The sequence below is a fragment of the Pyxidicoccus sp. MSG2 genome (genome assembly GCF_026626705.1).
GTDB lineage: Bacteria > Myxococcota > Myxococcia > Myxococcales > Myxococcaceae > Myxococcus.
Map to the genome: position 1 here is coordinate 11743302 of NZ_JAPNKC010000001.1, position 21229 is coordinate 11764530.

Annotated in this window: 13 protein-coding genes; 1 reads left to right on the plus strand and 12 read right to left on the minus strand. The window is 70.6% G+C overall.

The features are described from left to right. Positions 1-20: 20 nt before the first annotated feature. The 9 genes from mxcH to OV427_RS45160 all read right to left on the minus strand — a co-directional run bounded on the left by mxcH (position 21) and on the right by OV427_RS45160 (position 15727). Positions 21-2564, minus strand: coding sequence for a TonB-dependent siderophore myxochelin receptor MxcH (gene mxcH / locus OV427_RS45120; protein WP_267862430.1), 2544 nt, complete (start codon positions 2562-2564; stop codon positions 21-23). Positions 2565-2680: 116 nt separating this feature from the next. Beyond that, complete coding sequence (locus OV427_RS45125) at positions 2681-4060, minus strand: class II 3-deoxy-7-phosphoheptulonate synthase (protein WP_267863582.1); 1380 nt, start codon at positions 4058-4060, stop codon at positions 2681-2683. Continuing rightward, positions 4060-8412 (minus strand): myxochelin non-ribosomal peptide synthetase MxcG, encoded by a 4353-nt coding sequence (gene mxcG, locus OV427_RS45130; protein ID WP_267862431.1) that lies wholly within the window; start codon positions 8410-8412, stop codon positions 4060-4062. The genes OV427_RS45125 and mxcG overlap by 1 nt, the downstream gene beginning before the upstream one ends. Before the next feature lie 23 nt (positions 8413-8435). Then, positions 8436-9332: an isochorismatase family protein gene (locus tag OV427_RS45135; protein ID WP_267862432.1), complete on the minus strand. Its 897-nt coding sequence runs from the start codon at positions 9330-9332 to the stop codon at positions 8436-8438. A gap of 13 nt (positions 9333-9345) precedes the next feature. Beyond that, positions 9346-10995, minus strand: coding sequence for a (2,3-dihydroxybenzoyl)adenylate synthase (locus tag OV427_RS45140; RefSeq protein ID WP_267862433.1), 1650 nt, complete (start codon positions 10993-10995; stop codon positions 9346-9348). Then, positions 10992-12221 carry an isochorismate synthase DhbC gene (dhbC, locus tag OV427_RS45145; RefSeq protein ID WP_267862434.1) on the minus strand — a complete coding sequence of 410 codons (1230 nt, stop codon included), beginning with the start codon at positions 12219-12221 and terminating at the stop codon, positions 10992-10994. Before dhbC ends, OV427_RS45140 begins: the two co-directional genes overlap by 4 nt. Positions 12222-12275: 54 nt before the next feature. Beyond that, positions 12276-13049, minus strand: coding sequence for a 2,3-dihydro-2,3-dihydroxybenzoate dehydrogenase (locus tag OV427_RS45150; RefSeq protein WP_267862435.1), 774 nt, complete (start codon positions 13047-13049; stop codon positions 12276-12278). Positions 13050-13181: 132 nt separating this feature from the next. Further along, a complete protein-coding gene (locus OV427_RS45155) occupies positions 13182-14780 on the minus strand; it encodes an adenylate/guanylate cyclase domain-containing protein (RefSeq protein WP_267863583.1) in 1599 nt (532 codons plus the stop codon). Positions 14781-14863: 83 nt separating this feature from the next. Next, entirely contained in the window at positions 14864-15727 is an 864-nt protein-coding gene (locus tag OV427_RS45160) for a cyclic nucleotide-binding domain-containing protein (RefSeq protein ID WP_267862436.1), read from the minus strand. 275 nt (positions 15728-16002) lie between these two features. Between OV427_RS45160 and OV427_RS45165 the strand changes: the two genes are divergently transcribed. Continuing rightward, positions 16003-16683 (plus strand): Crp/Fnr family transcriptional regulator, encoded by a 681-nt coding sequence (locus tag OV427_RS45165; protein ID WP_267862437.1) that lies wholly within the window; start codon positions 16003-16005, stop codon positions 16681-16683. Positions 16684-16815: 132 nt separating this feature from the next. Here the strand turns inward: OV427_RS45165 and OV427_RS45170 are convergent, their stop codons facing one another. The 3 genes from OV427_RS45170 to OV427_RS45180 form a co-directional block, all read right to left on the minus strand. After that, positions 16816-18009 (minus strand): OmpP1/FadL family transporter, encoded by a 1194-nt coding sequence (locus OV427_RS45170; RefSeq protein WP_267862438.1) that lies wholly within the window; start codon positions 18007-18009, stop codon positions 16816-16818. A 154-nt stretch (positions 18010-18163) separates the two neighbouring features. Continuing rightward, positions 18164-19429 (minus strand): nucleotide disphospho-sugar-binding domain-containing protein, encoded by a 1266-nt coding sequence (locus OV427_RS45175; RefSeq protein ID WP_267862439.1) that lies wholly within the window; start codon positions 19427-19429, stop codon positions 18164-18166. A gap of 39 nt (positions 19430-19468) precedes the next feature. Further along, a complete protein-coding gene (locus tag OV427_RS45180) occupies positions 19469-21121 on the minus strand; it encodes a cyclic peptide export ABC transporter (protein ID WP_267862440.1) in 1653 nt (550 codons plus the stop codon). Between the last annotated feature and the right edge of the window lie 108 nt (positions 21122-21229).

Here is a 21229-nt window from a genome sequence, read left to right on the forward strand (position 1 = left end):
CGTGCGTTGACGAGAAGGGTTCAGAGCTCCGCGACCAGCTTGGCGGCGACGGTGCGTCCGGGACGCTGCACGCCCATGAAGTCGAAGGCGGAAGCGTCGGTGAGGTTCTGCACGTCCACCGTCCAGCTCAGCGTGGCGCGCGAGGTGCGGGTGACGTAGGTGAGCGCGAGGGAGTGCAGCAACTGGGCGCCGATGGACTGCTTCGAGCCGCCCTGGCCCAGCCGCTCCCATGAGCGGAAGAAGGAGTGGATGTAGCGCGTGTGCCAGCTCAGCGAGAGCTCGTCGCGAGGGCTGGCCACCTCCGTCCACTGGAGGCGCGCGCTGCCGTTGGCGAGCAGGTGCGGGCGGTTGGGAAGGCGCTGGCCCTCGAACTCCGCGAAGGGGCCCTCGGTGGAGATGTTGCGGAAGTCCTGGAAGGTGGCGTTGCCGTCGAGCGTCAGCCACTGCCCCGGCGAGGTCCATCCCGCCGCACCGGAGACGCCCAGGCTGCGGGCCTCGATGACGTTCTGGTACGTGAAGTAGCCCTCGCGGCCCACCGGCTGGATGAAGTCGTCCACCCGGCGCGCGAAGCCGAGCACGTTGCCCCGGAACGCACCGGCCGCCGTCTCCGGCAGGACGGCCGCCAGCTCCACGTTGACGTTGTGGCTGCGCTCGGGCCTCAGGAGGAGGTTTTCTCCGTAGAGGATGCCGTCACCGAAGAGCTCGTCGGGGCGGGGCAGGCGCGTGGCCCACTCGTAGGAGGCCTTCGCGGTGAGCACGTCGGAGACGCGGAACCGGAGGCTGTCTCCCACGCCGAGGTGATGGAGGTTCTGGTCCGCGGGCTGGAAGACCTTGCTCGGAAGGAGCAGGTCGGCGCGGGAGCGCTGGATGTAATCCTTGAGGAACGCGATGTTCTCCAGGCGTCCTTCGAGCGCGTCGTGCTCGTACTCGAGCCCGGTGACGAGCGAGAGGATGCGCCGGTCTCCGGTGAGCGGATCGACTTCACCGCGTGCCCGCAGGGCCAGGTCCTCGCCGGAGCGGCCCACCCACGTAGGGGCGACGGCGAGGCGGAGCACGTGGTCGGCGGCAGGCCTCCAGCCGACGTTGAAGCGGGCGAAGCCGGTGTGCTGTCGGACGTTGCGCTCGACGGCGCGGGACTCGATTTCCCCCGGCTGGGGGAGCTGCTGGACGCAGCGGCCGAACCAGTCGTACGCGCAGGTCCCGACGTCCGTGAACTGGCTGCGGCGGAAGACGTAGCCGCCCACCGCGTCCGTGGTCAGCCCCTGGCCATGGACCTGCTCGTAGCGCAGCGTTGCGCCCGCGGAGTTGCTTCCGGAGTCCACGTCGCCGTACGGCGTGTCCATGGTGACGCCGTGCTGGAGCTCCTTGGCCGTCGTGCTGGCGAAGGCGCGCAGCAGCAGGCGCCGGGCCCACGGGTGGTCCGAGAAGCCGGCCTCCACGGAGCCGCCGCCGGCCCGGTACGCATCGTGGAAGCGGGGGAGTGTCTTAGGCACGAGCCGGCCCAGCTCGTCGGGGACCTCGACGTCGACGCGGTAGTCGTTGGGCGTGGAGTCATAGAAGCCGGTGGCGCGGACGAACAGCCCGCTCGGCTCGTGCAGGTGTGAGCCGCTGAGCGTCAGCCGGTGGGTGTCGAAGGAGCCCAGCTCGTACGAGGCCGCCACCCGGGTGCCGTGGAGCTTCTCACTGGTGACGAACTGGACGGCCCCGCCCAGCGCGTCCGCTCCGAAGCGGACGGGGACGACGCCCTGGTAGACCTCCATGCGCTGGACGAAGTTGACCGGGACGTTGGCGAACTCCGGGCCATAGCCGGCCAGCTCCAGCGGAACGCCGTCGATGAAGAAGCGGATCTGCTCATTGGTGAAGCCCGCGAGCGAGAAGCGTGCACTGCTTCCGAGCCCGCCCACCCGACGCACTCCGATGCCTTCGGTGCGCGCCAGCACCTGGCCCAGGTCGGCGGCCTCGCGCTGGACCTGTCCCATCTCGATGACCCGCACGGACTCGGCGGAGTTGCGCAGGCGCTGCGCCTCGGACTCGCCTTCGACGGTGACTTCGATGGGCTCGACTTCCGCCGCCTCGGGGGCGGGCGCTGGCGTGGCGGGAGGAGCGGGTGAGCGCTCAGGTGCGGAGCCTTCGACCGGCGCGGGCACTGCCTCCATGGGGACGCCGGGAGCGCGCGGCGTTACGGCATCCTCAACCGGCGCGGTGGGTACGGCCGCTGCAGGAAGGCGGAACTCGTAGCTGTAGGCGATGCGCGAGGGCACGGGCACGCCGTTGCGCTTCGCGGGCTCGAAGCGGAAGCGGAGCGCCGCGTCCCGGGCCGCCTCGTCGAAGCCATGTCCGGCGGGCTCCAGCACCTCCGCCTCGGTGACGGTGCCCTGTGCGTCGAGCGTGAGCCGCAGGAGCACCGTGGCCTCCACGCGCTCCTGCTCTGCCTTCGCCGGGTAGGGCGCCTCGACGAACTCCAGGAGCTGCGGCGCCTCGAGGGCGGGCGCTGGAGTCGCGGGCACTTCGTCCTGCGGCACGCCCGCGAGGACCGGGGCTGCGACGAGCAGTCCACCCAGCAACAGCGTGTACGAGAGCCCGTGCCAGGGGCCCCTGGCTCTCGGTCCCGTCGCTGATTTGACTATGAAAATGTCTATCATTCTCAAATTTGAGGCGGGCGAGGACGTGGCGTGGAAGCTCAAGCGGCGCGGGCGTGGTGGGTGCGAGGAGTCTGCTGGAGAGCCTCGGCCACCATGAAGCCGAGCTGAAGGGCCTGGGCGGCGTTGAGCCTCGGGTCGCAGTGGGTGTGGTAGCGGCTGGAGAGGTCGTCCTCCGTCACCGGCAGCGAGCCACCGAGGCACTCGGTGACGTGCTGGCCGGTCATCTCCAGGTGCAGGCCGCCCGGGTGCACGCCCTCGGCGGCGGCGACCTCGAGGAAGGAGTGCACCTCGGAGAGGATGCGGTCGAAGGAGCGCGTCTTGTAGCCGTTGCCCGCCTTGTGCGTGTTGCCGTGCATCGGGTCGATGGACCAGATGACGGGGCGGCCGGCGCGGCGGGTGGCGGCCATCAGCCGGGGCAGGCAGTCAGCGACCTTGTCCGCGCCGAAGCGGCCGATGAGCGTGAGGCGCCCGGGGACGCCCTCGGGGTCGAGGACGTCCATCATCCGCAGCAGGTCGTCCGGCTCCATCGTCGGGCCGCACTTGAGGCCGATGGGGTTCTGGATGCCGCGCATGAACTCCACGTGGCCGCAGTCGAGCTGACGGGTGCGCTCGCCAATCCACAGCATGTGCGCGGACGTGTCGAACCACTCTTCCGAGCCGGGCTCGGCGCGAGTCAGCGCCTCCTCGTAGTTGAGGAGCAGGGCCTCGTGGCTGGTGAAGAAGTCCACCGGACCCGACGCGGGCGGGTGCTGCTCGGGGTTCGCGTCGAGCGCGCTCATGAAGCACAGGGACTCGAAGATCTTGTCCGCCAGTCCCCGGTAGCGGTCTCCGTGCGGGCTGTTGGCGACGAAGTCGAGCGTCCACCGGTGCAGGTTGCAGAGGTCCGTGTAGCCGCCCCGGGCAAAGGCGCGCACGAGGTTCAGCGTGGCGGAGGACTGGTGGTAGGCCATGACGAGGCGCCGGGGGTCGGGCATCCGCTCGTGGGCGTCGAAGTCCATGCCGTTGATGATGTCGCCGCGGTAGCTGGGCAGGGTGATGCCGTCCCGCGTCTCCACCGGACTGGAGCGTGGCTTGGCGAACTGCCCGGCGATGCGGCCCACCTTCACCACCGGCCGGCCTCCCGCGAAGGTGAGCACCACCGCCATCTGGAGGATGAGCCGGAAGGTGTCGCGGATGTTGTCGGTGGTGAACTCCTTGAAGCTCTCCGCGCAGTCCCCGCCCTGCAGCAGGAAGGCCTTGCCCTCCGCGACGCGGGCCAGCTGCGAGCTGAGGCGGCGCGTCTCGGCGGCGAAGACCAGCGGCGGCAGGTGCGCGAGCTGCTCCTCGACGCGGGTGAGCGCGCGGAGGTCCGGATAGTCATCCGGCATGCAGGTGACGGGCTTGCTCCGCCAGGAACGCGGTGTCCAATCTCGGGTCATCACGGGAGGGCCGTTTCGGGTGAGGGCGGCGGAGGCAGGAGTCCCTGCGCGACGCAGAATTCGAGGTAGCGGTACAGCAGGGCGCGGTCCGCTGGAGGGCAGGTGATGCCGGTGCCGGCCAGCCCCTGGAGCACGCGCTCGCAGCGGATGGGGCCGAGACCGAAGGCGGGCTCGGAGGAGCCCGAGCGCAGGTCGAAGAACGCCAGCGTGGCGCCATGTTCCGAGCTCCCCGACCGCTCCGCGACGCGGGCGCGCCACGCACCGACGGGAAGCAGCTCCACCGGGTAGCCGAAGTCGCGCACCCAACGGAACAGCTCGCCCAGCCGTACCTCCGCCGTGGGCGTGAGGTTGAACACCTCGCCGGACCGGGCCACGCCCGACAGGTGCACGAGCGCGCGCGCGACGTAGTCCACCGGCGTCCACGTCTCGCCCACGTCCAGGAGGGGCAACGCACCCGCGGGGATGCCGGCCAGCAGGATGCGCCAGACCAGGTCCTGCGGATTCACCAGGCCGCTGTCCGGCGCGCCCACGACGCGGCCCAGCCGGTAGACGGCCACGGGCAGGCCGCGGGCTCCCGCCTGCTGGACCAGCCTCTCCGCCACCCACTTGCTCTGCTGGTAGCCATCGCGCAGGCCGGAGTGCGCGGGCACGAACTCCTCGGGGACTTCGGGAAGGAGGTTCGCTGAAGGTGCCACGGCGAGCGTGGACACGTAGTGGAAGGGCTTGGGCCGGACGGCGGCGGCGAGGCGGAGCAGCTCGCGTGTGCCCCGCACGTTGACGGCCTGCAGGCTGCCGTACTCACGCACGACGCTGACGACGGCGGCGTTGTGGAGGATGGCGTCGCACTCGGAGGCCAGGGCGTGGAACCGCGCTTCGCCCAGCCCCAGCCACGGCTGGGACAGGTCGGCCGGCAGCGCCTGCACCCGCTCGGTGAGGCCCGTCGTGGGAAGCCGCTGGGACGTGAGGGCCTCGCGAAGCCGCTCCATCGCCTGCGCCTCGTCGCGCGCTCGCACCAGGCAGACCACCCGGGCGTCCGTTCGCCGCAGGAACTGCCCGAGCAGGTGGGCGCCGACGAAGCCCGTGGCTCCGGTCAGGACCACCTGTCGCAGCCGTGCCGGCGCCGCCGCGTGGGGCGCGAGCATGGGGACGATGTCCTGCGGCAGCTCCGCATCCGCGAGCATCGCGCCGGTGAGGCCCGCTGCGTCGGAGGCCACGTCGGAACCGTGCTCCAGGGCTCGTGCCAGTCCTTCGGCGGTGGGGTGGCGGAACACCGTGGCCACGGGCACCTCACGCCCCAGCTCGACGCTGAGCCGGTTGGCCACCTGGATGCTCTGGAGCGACTGGCCACCCAGGTCGAAGAAGTCGTCCTTCGCGGACACACCGCTCACGCCCAGGACCTCCGTCCAGACGCGCAGCACCAGTTGCTCCAGCCCGGTGCCCGTCGAAGCGGTGGGAGCTCGCTCCTCGGTGACGGGGGCGCGGCGCAGCTCCGCGCGGTCGATCTTCCCCGTGCTCGTCCTGGGCAGTCGCTCCAACTGCACGAAGGCTCCGGGCACCATGGGCGCGGGCAGCGCGGACTGCACGTGCTGGCGCAGCTCCGACGGGGTGGGTGCGGGAAGCTCGGTGACGAGGAAGGCGCACAGTCGCCGCGAGCCCGAGGGCAGCGCCTGTCCGACGACGGCCGCCTCGCGCACCCGGGGGTGGCTGAGGAGGACGCTCTCGACCTCGGCCGGGTCGATCCGATGTCCGCTGATCTTGAGCTCGTCGTCCACCCGGCCGACGAACACCAGGTGGCCGTCTTCCCGGAGCCGGGCCCGGTCTCCGGTGCGGTAGGCGCGGGGCCTGTCGGGCAGGGTGTCGAGCACGGTGAACCGCGCGGCGGTCAGCTCCGCGCGCCCCAGGTAGCCTCGGGCCAGCCCTCCGCCGAGCAGGTACAGCTCGCCCTCATCGCCTGGCTCAACGGGCAGGCCTCGCGAGTCGAGGAGCACCGCACGCACGCCCGGGAGGGGACGGCCGATGGGGACCTCGTCGCTGGTGGAGCCCACCGCGTCCGCGCCGCTGAGCGTGGCGACGGTGGCCACCACCGTGGCCTCGGTGGGGCCGTAGGTGTTGAGCAACTGCACCTGGGGACCGACGGTGGCGCGCCAGCGAGCGACGCGCTCGGGCAGCGCGGCCTCGCCGCCGATGATGACGGTGCGCAGGGAGGAGGGCAGACGGGCCGAGCCCGTCGACACGCTGTAGGCCAGCTCGTGCCAGAAGGCGGTGGGCAGGTCGAGCACGGTGATTCCGTGCTCTGCACACGCGTCGAGCAGCCGAGGCACCGACTGGAGCATCTCGTCGGTGCGCAGGACGAGCCTCGCGCCGGCGCACAGGGTGAGGAAGAGCTCCTCGATGCTGGCGTCGAAGTGCAGCGGAGCGAACTGCAGCACTCGGTCGTCGGAGCGCAGCCCGTAGCGGTGCGTCGCTCCCGCCACGAAGTGCGCCAGCGCGTCCCGGTCTATCTGCACGCCATTGGGCTGGCCCGTCGAGCCGGACGTGTAGATGACGTAGGCCAGCCGGGCCTCCTCGGCCCGCGCGCTCGAAGCGGGAGTGCCCGCCCGTCGTGTCACGACCCACTGGCCGGGGGCCTGCGGTCCGGCGCCGGGGACCAGGTCGTAGGCGGCGGTGACCATCAGCTCGGGCGCCGCGTCGGCGAGGATGGCGGCGGTCCGCGAAGGAGGACCGAAGGGGTCCACCGGCAGGTAGCCCGCGCCCGAGAGGAGCACGCCCCAGGCGGCGACCACCGCGTCCAGGCCTCGCGGCAGCATCACCGCCACGGGCGAGTCTGGCCTCACGCCCTCGGAGACGAGCCGGTCCGCCAGGGCGCGCGCGGCCTGGAGCAGCTCGCGGTAGGTCATCCGGTACGGGCCATGCTCCACGGCCACCGCCTCGGGCTGTTCGAGGGCGTGCTCCGTGAACAACTCCACCACCGGGCGCGACGGAGCCTGGAGGGACCCTCCGTCGAGCACGGTGGTGGTTGATGCCGGACGCGCATCCGGGTCACCGCTCCGCGGGGCCGTCCACGCGCCTACGGGACGCTCGGGCTCGGCGGTCAGCGACTCCAGGAGCTGGAGGAAGGACCGCTGGTGGGCCCGCAGCTCATTGGGGCGGTAGCAGGCGGGGTTGGCGTCGAAGTCCACCCGCATGCCGCTGCCGTCGGAGCGGGCATACATACCAATGGACAGGTCCTCGACAGGGCCCGCGGAGAGGTTGTGCGCGACGGCCGTCATCCCCGCGAAGCGCAGGCCGTAGTCGAACGGCATGAGGTTGACCACCGGGCCGAACAGCCGGCGCTGGCCGCCCACCCGCCGCAAGTCACGGCGGAGCTGCTCGTAGCGGTAGCGCAGGTGCGGCCGCATGGCGCGAAGCTCCGCGGCCACGTCGCGGGCCATCGCGAACAGCCCCGCCTCCGGACGTACCGCCACGCGCAGCGGGACGATGTTCATCGCCATGCACGGCACCCGCAGGGCCGCCGAGCCCAGGCGTGTCATCACCGGCAGGCCGAGCACCACCTCGGGAGCATCCGTCAGCCGGTGCAGCCAGACCGCGGTGGTGGCCAGCACCAGGTCCGGCCAGCCCAGGCCTGCCTGGCGCGCGGTGGCTTGCAGGCGCTCCACCTCGCTCGCGGAGAGGTGCTGCATCTGCCGCACGAAGCTGGCGGACATGGGCGCGGGCCGGGCGATGGTGACGGGCGTGGGGCCCTTGTCGAAGCGCTCGACCCAGAAGGCGCGGTCCGCCTGCAACTGCGGCCCTGCCCGATAGGCCGCGTCCTCGTCCAGGACGGGACGCAGCGGGCCGAAGCCCCCCGTCGCGGCGCGTCCGCTGACGCGAGCCGTGTAGAGGTCGGCCACCCTCCGCGCCACCAGGGAGAAGCCAAAGCCGTCCATGGCGACGTGGTGGACCCGCTGGTACCAGAAGAAGCGGTCCGGAGCGGCCTTGAACAGCGCCTCCGCGAACAGGGGCCCCTGGCCCAGGTCCACGGTCCGGGTCAGGTCCTCCCGCATCCAGGCATGGGCCGCCGCCCACGGGTCCGGCGTCCCGCTGACATCCGCGAAGTGCAGGGGCCAGTCGGTACGGGGCTCGACGTACTGCACGGGCCCCGTGGCTCCGGACACGAAGCGCGAGTGCAGGGCCTCGGCCTCGCCAACGGCCTGCCGCAGCGCGGACTCGAAGTGCGCCACGTCGACGGCGCCGCGAATCTCGATGCACTCGCCGGCGTTGTACACCGGGCTCGTGAGGTCGAACTGTTGTCCCACCCAGATTCCGTGCTGGGCCGCGGACAGCGGCCAGCCCGCGGGCTGTGAGTCGCGCATCGGTGTGGCTCCCTGCAAGGGGGTCAGGAGGGTTGGTGGGCGGATGCCCGGGACAGCAGCGCGTCCCAGTCGGTGAGCGTCGGCCGCTCGGCCAGCTCGACGAAGGTGACTTCCGTGCCGGCGCTCCTCCAGCGCTCGATGAGGCTCATCAGCCGGATGGAGTCGAGCCCCCGCTCGAGCAGGTTCTCGTCATCGCCCAGCTCCGTGGGCGACAGCTGCAACACCTCGGCGACGTCCGCGCGAATCTTCCAGCGGCCCAGCGGCCGGGCCTCCTCCACGGGGCGCGCCCCCAGCGCATCGATGATCTGCTGGGTGGTGAGGGTGACGGCGCACAGCTGCGCCGCGTAGCTCAGGGCGAGCTGGTGATGGGCGAGGGAGAAGTCACCCAGGGCATCCGCCACCAGGAAGGGGCGCACGTCGCTCATGAAGGCATCGCTGGCCGTCTGCAGGCAGCCGATGTGGGCGTAGATGCCGCAGATGAGGAGCTGGTCCCTGCCGCGCTCGCGCATCAGGTCCAGCAGCTCCGTCTTGCGGAACGCGCTGTAGCGCCACTTGGTGAGGAGGATGTCGCCTTCGCCCGGTGCCAGCGCGTCGATGATCTTCCGCTGCTCCGGGTTCGTGGTGACGCCCGGGCCCCAGAAGTCCTGCAGCAGCCCGCGCTGCTCGGGCGTCTGTCCGCCCGGCTGGGCCGAGTACACGACGGGGATGCCGAGCGAAGCGCAGTGCTGGCGCAGCCGCTGGATGTTCGACACCAGCTCCGACACCGGGGACTGGCCGGCGGTGAAGGCGTCGACGAAGTAGCGCTGCATGTCGTGAATCAGCAGCACGGTGCGCCGGGGGTCGAGCGTCCAGGAGACCTTGTTCCTGGGCAGGTCGGCCGTGACGGGCATGGGGTAGGGGGCAATGGCGGGGAGCGCCATGGGAGAGGTCCTTTCAGCGCGGGGGGGGGGGAGCGGCGGTTGCGGCGGCGGAGCGGGTGAGCGCCTCACGCAGCGACTTCTTGCTGACCTTGCCGACGCCGGTCTGCGGGAAGGCTTCGAGGAACTCGACCCGATCGGGAATCTTGAAGGCGGCCAGTCCCCGCTCTCGCAGGAACGCGGTGAGCACCGTCGCGGCCGGAGGCGCGCCTCGCGGAATCACGAACGCGCAGGTGCGCTCGCCCAGGAAGGCATCGGGAATGGCCACCACGGCGGCGTCGTGGACGGCGGGGTGGGCCAGCAGGTGATTCTCCACCTCCTCGGCCGCGACCTTCTCGCCGCCCCGGTTGATCTGGTCCTTCACGCGGCCATCCACCACGAGATACCCCTCGGGCGTCAGCCGGACCAGGTCACCGGTGCGGTAGAAGCCGTCGGACGTGAAGGCCCGGGCGTTGTGCGCCTCCGCCTTGTAGTAGCCGCGGATGGTGTACGGGCCGCGCGTCAGGAGCTGCCCGAGCACACCCGGCGCGACGTCGCGGTCGTCCTCGTCGACGACGCGCAGCTCGTCATCCGGGGAGATGGGCCGTCCCTGGGTGGTGACGATGAGCTCCTCGGCGTCGTCCAGGCGGGTGTAGTTGACCAGGCCCTCGGCCATGCCGAAGACCTGCTGCAGCGTGCAGCCCAGCGTGGGCCGGACGCGCTGCGCGGCCTCGTTGCTCAGCCGGGCGCCGCCGACCTGGAGCACGCGCAGGCTGGACAGGTCGTGCCGGCGCGCCTTCGCGGCCTCCATCCAGATCATCGCCAGCGGCGGCACCAACGCGGTGAGGGTGACGCGCTCACGCTCGATGAGCGGGAAGGCCACGTCGGGGCTGGGGTGGAGCGCCATGACGACGGTGCCACCCGCATGGAGGACACCGAGCACTCCCGGCGAGCTGAGCGGGAAGTTGTGCGAGGCGGGCAGCGCGCACAGGTAGACGCTGGACGCATCCAGCCCGCAGATGTCCGCGCTCGCGCGCACGCTGTAGAGGTAGTCGTCGTGGGTGCGGGGGATGAGCTTGGGCGCGCCGGTGCTGCCCCCCGAGAGCTGGAAGAAGGCCACGTCGCCAGCGTGCGGCTCGGGCAGCGCGACGGGGGCCGCGGGCAGGCTGCTCAGCGCGGTGAAGGGGCCGGCCTCGCCGGCGACGATGACGTGCCGCAGGGTCGGCACCTTCTCGCGGACCTGGGCTGCCAGGGGGCGGTAGTCGAACCCGCCGTGCCGGTCGGGGATGACGTAGGCGACCGCCTCGGTGTGCTCGCAGAAGTAGCCAATCTCCGCGCCCCGGTGGGCCGGGAGCGCGAACACCGGCAGCGCGCCGATGCGGAACAGCGCGAAGCACACCTCGAAGAAGGCGGCGATGTTGGGCAGCTGCACCACCACGCGGTCCCTCGGCTGGAGGCCCAGGGCGAGGAACCCCGCGGCGAGCCGGTCGACGCGCGCGTCGAGCTCGCGGTAGGTCCAACGCTGGTCCCCGGCGGCGACGGCCGTGCGCTCGCCATGGCGCAGCGCCCGCTCGCGCAGCAGCTGGCCGAAGGTCTCTCCGCGCCAGTAGCCGGCCTCCCGGTAGCGGGTGGCGAAGGCCTCCGGCCACGTGGGGCAGCCCGGCAGGGGCTGGGCGGGCGACGTCATGGCTGGACCTCGGCGCCCTGGCCCAGGCCCATCGCCTGGAGCATGGTCCGGAACTTCGCCTCGGTCTCCGCCAGCTCGGACTCGGGCCGGGAGCCGGCGACGATGCCCGCCCCCGCGAAGAGCCGCAGCGTGTGCGCGTCGGCCTCGGCGCAGCGGATGGTCACCGCCCACTGGCCGTCTCCGCTCGCGTCACACCAGCCGACGGCCCCCGTGTAGTAGCCGCGCTCGAAGGGCTCGATGGAGCCGATGGCCTCGTGCGCCAGCCGCGTCGGGTAGCCGCACACCGCGGGCGTCGGGTGCAGCGCCGCGGCCAGCGTCAGCGAGGAGATGGACGGGTCGGCCAGCTCACCGACGATGCGGGTCGACAGGTGCCACATCGTCGCGGTGCTGACGAGCGAGGGCCCCGCCGGCACGTCCAGCGTCTTGCAGTACGGACGCAGCGCCTCCGCGACGGCGTCGATGACCACCGCGTGCTCGTGCAGGTCCTTGGGGGACGTCAGCAGCGCCTGGGCCCGCCTGTGGTCCTCCACCGGGTCCGGGCTACGCGCGGCCGAGCCCGCCAGCGGATTGGCGAGCACCTGGAACCCCGAGCGCGACACGAGCAGCTCCGGGCTCGCGCCAATCAGCGTGCGCGCGCCCGTGGAACCGTCCGCTTCGGGGGGCAGGTCCACCGCGAACGTGTAGCCAGTCGGGTTGCGCCAGGCCAGGTTGCGCAGCAACTGCCGCAGGTCGATGGGCGTGGCCGCGTGCAGGTGCAGCGAGCGCGACAGCACCACCTTCCGCAGTGGGCCGCTCTGCATCAGCGTCAGGGCCCGCTCCACGCCGTGGAGGTATGCGGAGGGCTCCGGCACCGGCTGCACCGTGTAGTGCGCGCCGAGCGAGCGGTGCACGGGCGTCGTCGCGTCGAACACCAGCGGCCCCGCGCGCTGGATGGTCATCGGCACCACCAGTTGCGCGGGGATGGTGCCGTCGAAGGGCACCGCGCCCACCACCACCGGGATGTCGTGGTCGGCCTGACGGGCGGCGTCGAGCACGCTCCTCACGCCCGCCGGGAGGCGCTCCAGCGCGTCCTCGCCGCGCGTGTGGGGAACGGTGGCGAACGTGCCGCGTGCCAGCAGCGTCCGGCGGGGACTCGCGAAGAAGAAGGAGGACCCGGCCGCGTAGCTCTCCAGCAACTGCGCGGGGAGGCTCTCCGTGGCGTTTTCGACAATGGATTTAGGAATCATTCTCAACTCCGAGAGGGAGGAGTGCCGGCTTCAGCTGCGAGGGGAGGGAGGAGACTAGGCGCCCAGTGTGGCGCCGCCGTCGACACAGAGGTCGTGCATGGTGATGTGGCGGGCCCCGTCGGAGACGAGGAAGCGCACCGCCTCGGCGATGTCGTCGGCGTCGGCCAGCCGGCGAAGGGGGATGCCCAGGCGGTAGGACTCGGGCGAGCCGGCGATGACGGCCTGGGCCCCGTGTTCATCCGTCCAGAGCGCGCGTTGCATGGCGGTGTCCGTGGAGCCGGGGGAGACCACGTTGCAGCGGATGCCGTGCTGGGCCAGTTCCAGACCCAGGCACCGGGTGAACATGCTCGACGCGGCCTTGGACGCGGCGTACGCGGCCATCTGCATCCTCGGCACGTGGGACGCGTTGGAGCCCACGGTGACGATGACACCCGACCGGCGCGGCACCATGCGACGGGCGACGGCGCGCGAGACGTGGAACACGCCGTGCGTGTTGACGGCGAAGGTGGCGGCCCAGTCCGCGTCACTGAGGGACACGGCCGGTGCCACCCGCAGCACCCCGGCCACGTTGGCGAGGATGCCGATGGGGCCCTGCTCGCGCTCGATGCGCTCCACCACCGCGTCCACCGCGGCGCTGTCGCCCACGTCGGCACGGTACGCCGAGGCCTGGCACCCACGGGCGCGGAGCTCCGCCACGAGCGCGTCGAGCCCGGCGGCATTCACGTCGAGCGCGGCGATGGAGGCGCCGTCCGCCAGCGCACGCGCTACGGCCGCACCGATGCCCTGCGCGGCACCCGTCACCAGCGCCACCCTGTGGTTCGTCCCCATCGGTGCTTCTCACCCGTTCTTCCGGAAGCGGCCGGACACTCGTTTGTCACATAATGAGAATGGTTCTCATTATCGTTAGCGCGCTAGATGCCACGCAATGACGGGAGTGTCAATACTCCAGGTACGTGGAGCTCAGCGCTTCGCGGCACTCGCCCGGAGCCAGTCGACCCGGTAGAGCGTCAGCGGCGCTTCCTTTCCCTTCACGGGAGTGGGGGGCAGTTGCTCCAGCACCCAGTGCTTGTCCGCGAGCAGGTCATGCGTGCTCTGGGTGATGAGAATCTCCCCCGCGCTGGCCGCGCTGCACACGCGGCTGGCCACGTTGGTGGTGTCGCCAATGGTGGCGTACTGGAGGAAGCGCTTGGAGCCGATGTTGCCCGCTGCAACCGGTCCGCTGTTCAGGCCGATGTGGATCTGCAGCTCCTCCTGCTTCCGCGCCCGCCGCTGCTCGTTGAGCTGCAGGAGCGCCTGCTGCATCCGCACCGCGGCTCGCAGCGCGCGGTCGGCATCGTCCGGATGGGAGAAGGGCGCGCCCCAGGTCGCCATCAGCGCGTCGCCAATGTACTTCTCCAGCGTTCCCTCCTGCTCGAACACGATGTCCGCCATGATGGGGAAGTACACGTTGAGCATGTCCACCACTTCGGTGGGGCGCATCGTCGAGGACAACTGCGTGAAGCCGCAGATGTCCGAGAAGAGCGTGGTGACTTCGGCCTCCTTCGCGCCCAGGTCCATTCCCGTGGACGAGTGCTCCAGCCGCTGCAGGGCGCTGGGGGGGAAGAAGCGCTGGTAGTTGTTGCGGCGGATGGCCTCCTGCTCGATGCGCCGGTACAGCATCGAGTTCTCCAGGGCGATGCCCACCTGGTTGGCGAAGGACGACAGGAACTCGAGGTCCTCCTGCGAGAAGCGCTCCGGACGCCGGAGGTTGTCGAGGTAGAGCACTCCCAGCAGCTCTTCCCGGGCCTTCAGCGGGGCGCACATGGCCGCGTAGATGGACTGCTGGAGGACGGACTCGGCCGTGTCCAGGCGGGGGTCCAGCCGCGCATCCGCGAAGAGCGCCGCGACGCCGTGTTGCTGCACGTACGTGGTGATGTGCCGGCTGTAGACCTGCGACAGCTCCAGCGTGCCATCCGACGTCCGCGCCACGTGCGGCCGCAGCACCTGGGTGCCCTTGTCCACCAGGAGGATGACCGCGCGGTCCACCTCGAGCACCTGGAACACCAGCTCCAGCGAGCGATCCATCAGGCTCTCGATGCTGCCCGGAGACGAGAGGAACTGGCTCACCTTGAGGAGGATCTGCAGCTTGTCGCGATCCCGCTCCACCGCCGGCGTGGTGCCCAGCTTGAGCGCGGAGGAGCGGCCCGGGTCCTGGGCCCCCAGCAGCTCCTGCAGGGAGACCTGGGACAGCGCGCGCGATTCGTGGGTCAGCATGGGGCTGACCAGCGTCTCCTGACTGTCGGCGAGCAGCCGGAAGCTCACGGCGCCGCAGCTGAAGGTGTCGCCGGAGCGGAGCTCATGGCGGGCAATCCTCGCGCCCGCCACGAAGGTGCCGTTCTTGCTTTGCAGGTCCGTCAAGAGGACCTTGCCTCCCGACGAGTCCAGCCTCGCGTGCTGGCGGGACAGGCTGCGGTGGAGGACCGAGATCTGGTTCTCCACGTCGCGCCCGATGAACGTGACGCCCTCGCCGAGCGGGAAGACCTGCTCGTCGGGCAGCCCCGGGTTCATGACGATCTGCATGACCTGCACGAGACCTCTCCCACGATGATGGCCCCGCCGCGGCGTGACCACGTGCACGATGTCTATCACAAACGTGGGAGCGCCTACCGGGGACGCGTCAGTAGCAGTGCGGTGCGACACATTCGTTCTGTCCCCATGCGCTGCAGCTCGCGGCGCAGCTCGGGCTCCGCCGCGATGAGCTGCTCGAAGGCCGCTCGGTCCAGCTTCAACAGCAGACACGCGGTGGCCGCACGCACCGACGCCGTCACCAGCTTGCTGCGCAGCAGGGCCACCTCCCCGAAGACATCCCCCTCGACCAGGTCGGGATAGGTCGTCTCGTGGCCATCCACGTGCTGGTGGAACACCGTGCACCGCCCGCGCAGGAGCAGGTAGAGCGCCTGGGCCGGCTGCCCTCGGGTCAGGATCTGCTCACCCGCGTCCGCCGTGCAGGGCTCGAAGGCTTCGCTCACCAGGTGAAGCAGCGGTTGTTCGAGCCTGGCGAAGAGCGGGCTTCCACGCAGCAGGTGGGCCACCACGTCCGGGCGCGTTGCGGCGGGCGCCGCTGGCGTGGCGCGCATCATCGGTGGGAGCGCTGCGAGGGTGAGCGTCATGGACTCGCTCTCGGGTGGGGGCAGTCCCCGGCGCGCGCGGAGGTCCGCCAGCAGCGCCCGCGTGTGTGAATGCCTCGGGTCGAGCTGGAGGATGACCTTGCACAGCCCGACGGCGCGCAGCAGCCATCCCTGTTGGTCCCAGAGTCGGGCGGCCGCCTCGTACTCGGCAATCGCCTCGCGTGTCCGCCCCAGGCGCTCGAGGACTTCGGCGACCTTCTGCCGGCAGGAGGGTTCGTCCGGCGCCAGCGTCGCGGCCTGCAGGAAGGCCGCGAGCGCACCGTCCAGGTCTCCCGAAACGAGCAGCTCGGTGCCCCGGTTTCTCGCCTCCCGTGGCGAGACAGGGTCCTGGGTGGGCACGGAAGAAGTGCGAAGGAGAGACGCCGATGCATTCGAGCCGGGCATGGGGGGGCCGTCCAGTCACTCACTGCGGGGTTGAACGTGACGTTAGGCCCCTCGCGAAGTGGTGGCTGTGAAGCCGTTCACTCCCGAGCGTTGATCCCAAATATAGGTCTGAAAACAAGAGTCATTCGTTGGTTCACTGGCATGCCCCGGCATGGACTGGTCATGCCTGGATAAATGGTTGAAGCTGAGTTGGTCATGTCCTGACACGCGCGATTCGAGGGGGTGCTTCCGTGTCCTATTCACAGCTGCTGGCCCAGGTCTCAATCTTCGAGCAGCTCGAGGGCGAGGACCTCGAGCAACTGTCCGCGCTCCTGCGCACCCGGCGCTATTCGAAGGGAGAGGTCATCTTCCATCAAGGCGATGTCGGCACCGCGCTCTACATCATCCGGAAGGGCGAGGTCGCCATCCGCCTCAGCTCTCCGGATGGCAAGGAGGTCATCCTGGCGCTGCTGGACCGCGGGGACTTCTTCGGAGAGCTGGCGCTGCTGGACGGAGAGCCCCGCTCCACGGACGCCGTCGCGCGGGAGGAGACGGACCTGCTCTCCATCCAGCGCGAGGACTTTCGTGTCTTCCTCAACTCGCGCCCGAAGGTGGCCCTGGGGCTGCTCGCCAACCTGAGCCGGCTGGTGCGGCACGTGACGCAGTTGGTGCACGACACCACCTTCCTGGATGCGCGCGCGCGCCTGGTGCGCGTCCTCCTGGAGCTGGCGCGCAACCAGGGGCAGCAGGGGGCCGAGGGCGTTGTCATTCCCCAGAAGCTCACGCAGACGGAGCTGGCCAACCTCTGCGGCCTCACGCGCGAGAGCACCAACAAGTGGCTCCGCTTCTACGTCCGCGAGGGCCTGCTGTCGTACGAAGGTGGACGCATCACCCTGGTCCATCCGGCGCGGCTCAGCCGCGAGGCGGAGTGAGGCCTGCTTGACCGGGTGCGCCGCACCGCGCGACTGGTGGTGCGGGCAGGAGCCATCTCCAGTTGTTGAAGCTCGTATCCCTTCCCCCGAAGGGGTCCCGTCAATTACTGGCGTGACAGGGGTTGCAAGGAATTACATCGAGTAGCCGAGCGTCACGCCGAGCACGTGCGCGGTGCCGGAGTAGTTCCCTTCGATGCCCGGCGCCTTGCTCTCCGTGTCCGCGAGCAGGACGAACTGGTATCCCGCGTCCGCGCGCAGCTTGCCCAGCTTGTAGCCGGCGCCCACGGTGATCTTGTAGCGGTCCGCGTCCGGCAGGTCCGGCGTCAGCGTCTCGGCGGGGCTGGGCGACAGGTCCATCACGAAGCCCGCGCGCAGCTGCACTTCCGGCGTCAGGCCGTACTCCGCGCCCAGGTGGTACTTCGCCTTCGCCACCCACTTCTTGGCCACCGGGTTGTTCAACGCGGGGTTGCCCGGGAACTGGATGGTCAGCTCCTGGAAGCTCGCCCAGTCCACCAGCTGGATGTCCAGCGCCACCGTCAGCCGCTCCATGGGCCGGGTGGCGAGGCCGAGCGACAGCGTCGCCGGGAACTTCACGTCCGCCTCTACCGCCTGGTCCACCAGCCGGTTCTGGAACTCCAGCGGCACGTTCTGGAAGTCCGCGCTGCCCTTGAAGGTGCTGGACACCTGGCTGCGGTAGTGGACGCCCACCGTCAGCTCGTCCTTCAGGATTTCTGCCTGGAGGCCCGCGTTGAAGCCCACGCCCCAGGCGCCGCCGCCCAGGTGCACCGCGCCCTCGCTCTCGATGAAGTTCAGCGAGCGCTTCAGCTCCACCGTGCTGCGCACGATGTCCACGCCCACGCCCAGGCGGATGCTCTCGTGCACCTGATACGCGAAGGTGGGGTTGATGTAGTAGGCCGCCAGGCTGGACTCACGGCCCTTGAAGCGGCCCACGAAGTCATCCACCCAGCGGCTGCGCGCGCCATAGGGCGTGTACGCGCCCAGGCCGAACGCCGCCTTCTCGAAGGGGCGGTAGACGGCGAACACGTGCGGCGGCGGCGACAGCGTCATCTTCTGGCCCTGCGCCGCGCCACCCGTCGGGGTGAACTCGATGCTGGGCAGGATGCCGGTGTCGCCGAGGGTGATGTCCAGCGTCTTCACGCCGAGGATGTTGGCGGCGTTCGAGTAGATGGCCGACGAGTCGTCCAGCACGGCCGTGGCCGCGTTGCCCATGCCCGTCGAGCGTGCGCTTTGGGTGTCGATCTGGAAACCCGCGGCCTGGCTGGCACCGGCGGCGAGCAGCGTCACTAGGGAGAGCGTCTTCTTCATGGTGTGGGGCAGGGCAGTCGCTGTGAGGAAGCGCGACTATAGGCGGAAGGCCGGCCTGCTTGCAGCCGAGGGCTCCATCCGGTGGAGGTTTCCCAGGACCGGACGCATGGCCCCGGCACCGGACGCACTCCCGGTGGGGGCGTCCGAGCGCGGCTCAGGCGAGGTGCCGCTCGATGACGTCCGCTCCGTCCTCCAGCTCGCGCGACTCCCGGCAGCTGCGCTTCATCGCCTCCATGGCCGCCGTGATGTCGTCACGCCCGAGCAGGGCATCCACCCGCTCGGTGATGACCCGCGCGTCCCAGGTTCGGACACTCCCCCGGAGCCCGAGCCGGTGGTGCACCAGCCGCGCCGCCAGTCCGGGCTGGTCCGCCGAGAAGGGGAACAAGAGCATCGGGACGCCGAAGTACAGCGCCTCCCGGACGGAGCCGATGCCGCCGTGGTTCAGGAACAGCCGTGCCCGGGCGAGGACCTCCAGTTGGGGGACGGAGGACTCCACGCGGATGGACGGCGGCAGTGCCTGGCTCCGGAGCCGCTCGGCCAGGGCTCCGCAGCTGATGATGAGCTGCCAGCCCTCGCGCCGCCGGAAGGAGTCGATGACGGCGGTGAAGAAGCGGAGCGCGGGTGCCTGGTACTCGCCGAACGTCCCCAGCGAGCAGTAGGCGAGCGGCTTCGACGCGTCATGCCCGCTCCAGTCGAAGGTGCCATCCTGTCGCGAGGGCTCCACGCTGGTGCCCAGGTAGTGACGGTGCGGGAGGTCTTTCAGCGGCTCGAAGTCCAGGGCGCGGGGGCCAATCACCAGCTCCGGCACCTCCGGGCGGTAGCCGAAGTCTCCCCACCGCAACCGGCCTCCCGCACGGTGGACGCGCCCGAGGGCGTCGTGGCCGGCCCAGCCGAGCAGCCGGTCATACGCGCTCCGCTTCCAGGGGATTCTCGCCTGGAACGCCCACGCCACGAGGTTGCGCACCCGGGCACCGGCGCCTTCGCGCGGAGGAACCACCGGCGAGTGCACGGGCGGGTAGTCCAGCGAGAAGGGGGCGGAGTAGGTCGGGTTGAGGTTGAGGTACGGGAGCCCTCGCGAGTGCGCGCCCGCCGCCACGTTCCACACCACCGGATCCACCAGCACCCCGTCGAGTCCGTCCGCTTCCACCCACGCGTCGAAGGAGGCCGCGAGGTGCTCGTTGTAGCGCGCGCGGCGGTGCAGGAAGCTGAGGCCGGGGACCCGCGTCCTCCAGCTCGCGCGCAGGCGCAGCGTCTGGGCGTACCGGGCGCTCTCGAAGCCCTGGCGGGTGACGTGCGCCTCGACGGACTCGGGTACGAAGTAGCGGACGCGGTGGCCCCGGCGCAGGAGCGTCCTCGCCAGCGCGAAGGTCGCGTTGAGGCCGCCGTACTCCGGCAGCATGTAGATACCCACCGTGGCCATGGCTCACCCCCTGGCGTGACTGCGGGCCTTCTTTTTACGTCATGCGCCCGTGAGGCGTCTCGCACCGGGCGCGGACTCCTCGGCGACGATGGCGCCGGACTCCAGCTTCACCAGCCGGTCCGCCACGTCGAAGTACCGATTGTCGTGGCTGATGACGACCACGGCCTTGCCGGCTGCCTTCAGGTCCGGCAGCAGCTCCCGGTAGAAGACCTCCTTGAACGTGGGGTCCTGGTCCGCGGCCCACTCGTCGAAGAGGTACACGGGGCGGTCCTCCAGGTACGCCGTCAGCAGCGCCAGCCGCTTGCGCTGGCCCGCGGACAGCTCCGTGGTGGAGAGCGCGCCGCTCGCGTCGATGCGGACCTTGTGCTCCAGTTGGAGCCGCCGCAGGTACGCGCGCGCCCGCTCCGCCACCTCGCCGGGCGCCAGGCCCAGCAGCGTGTCGAAGAGGTGGAAGTCGGAGAACACCGTCGCGAAGAGCTGGCGGTAGTGCTCGCGGTCCGTCTCGCCCACGGGGCGCCCGTCGACGCGCAGCTCCCCGGACTCCGGCGCGTAGAGGCCGGTGATGATCTTGGCGAGCGTCGTCTTGCCGCTGCCGTTGCCGCCCACGATGAAGACGATTTCACCGGGCCGGAGCGTCAGGTCGATGGGGCCCAGCGTGAAGGGCGTGTCCTCGCCCTCGCGCCGGTACGCGTGCGTGACGCCGACGAGCTCGATTCGGGACGGGGATGCGGGGGGCGCGACGGGGGCGAACGGCTCGGTTGCCTGGGACGTTGGGGTCAGCGCCAGCGCGTCGATGTGCTGGAGCGCGACGGCGCCCGCTCCCAGCGTGGGCAGCAGCGTCATCGTCGAGTCCAGCGGCTGCTGGAGGTAGAGGACGGCGAGCGTGTAGCCCACCAGCGTCGCGGTGGACACCGGGGCCAGGCCCGGCAGCGCGAAGAGCAGCAGCCCGATGAAGAAGAAGAACAGGCTCATGCCCCAGCTGGTGGTGAAGATGTGGATGGTGGAGGCCTTCACCTGGCGCCGCTTCAGCTCCTCCGCCGTGGGGAACAGCTCCTGCGTGAGGAAGGCCGCCCGGCGTGCACGGTGGAGCTTCAGCTCCTTCAGCCCGTTCGTCAGCGAGCGCAGGTCGCGGAAGAAACGGTCATGCGTCTTCCTCGACTCGCGGAGCAGCCCGAAGATGTGCCGGGCGGGGAGCAGGTAGCTGGTGACTCCCAGCACCCCGAAGACGAGCAGTGCGAGGAACACCACCCGCGACATCACCGCGAGGTACGTGAGACAGCCGAGGATGATGCCGCCGTTGATGAGCAGCGGCGGGAGGCACAACAGCCCCTGGGCGACGGCCTGGACGTCATCCACCAGTGTGGCCAACAGTCGATGTGTGCCCAGCTCCTCCAGCTGGCGCAGCGGTGTCGCGAGGATGCGCTGGCTGAGCTGATCCCGCATCGAGAAGGTGGTGCCCGCCTGCAGCCGCGTCAGTAGTAACTGCGAGCCGATGCGCGCGCCCAGCATCAGGACTCCCAGTGCCGCGAACCCGAGCACCGTGCCCCGGTCCGCCAGGGTTCCGCCGCTCGACAGGACGGAGTTGATGTGGGCGATGAGCCCCGCGCTCGAGGCGCCGGTCACGAGCCCGAAACACACTGCCAGTGCCACGGCACCGCGTGACCTGCGCAAGAGCAGGATGAGCAGGTTCACGCCGTTCGTTCCTTCCGCCAGAGCCAGAGCCGGATTTCAGGAGCTCTTAGCTAACTTGCGCACCGCTCACCAGCGAAGATATCCAGGCCATCCCCCCCTCTGGCGACC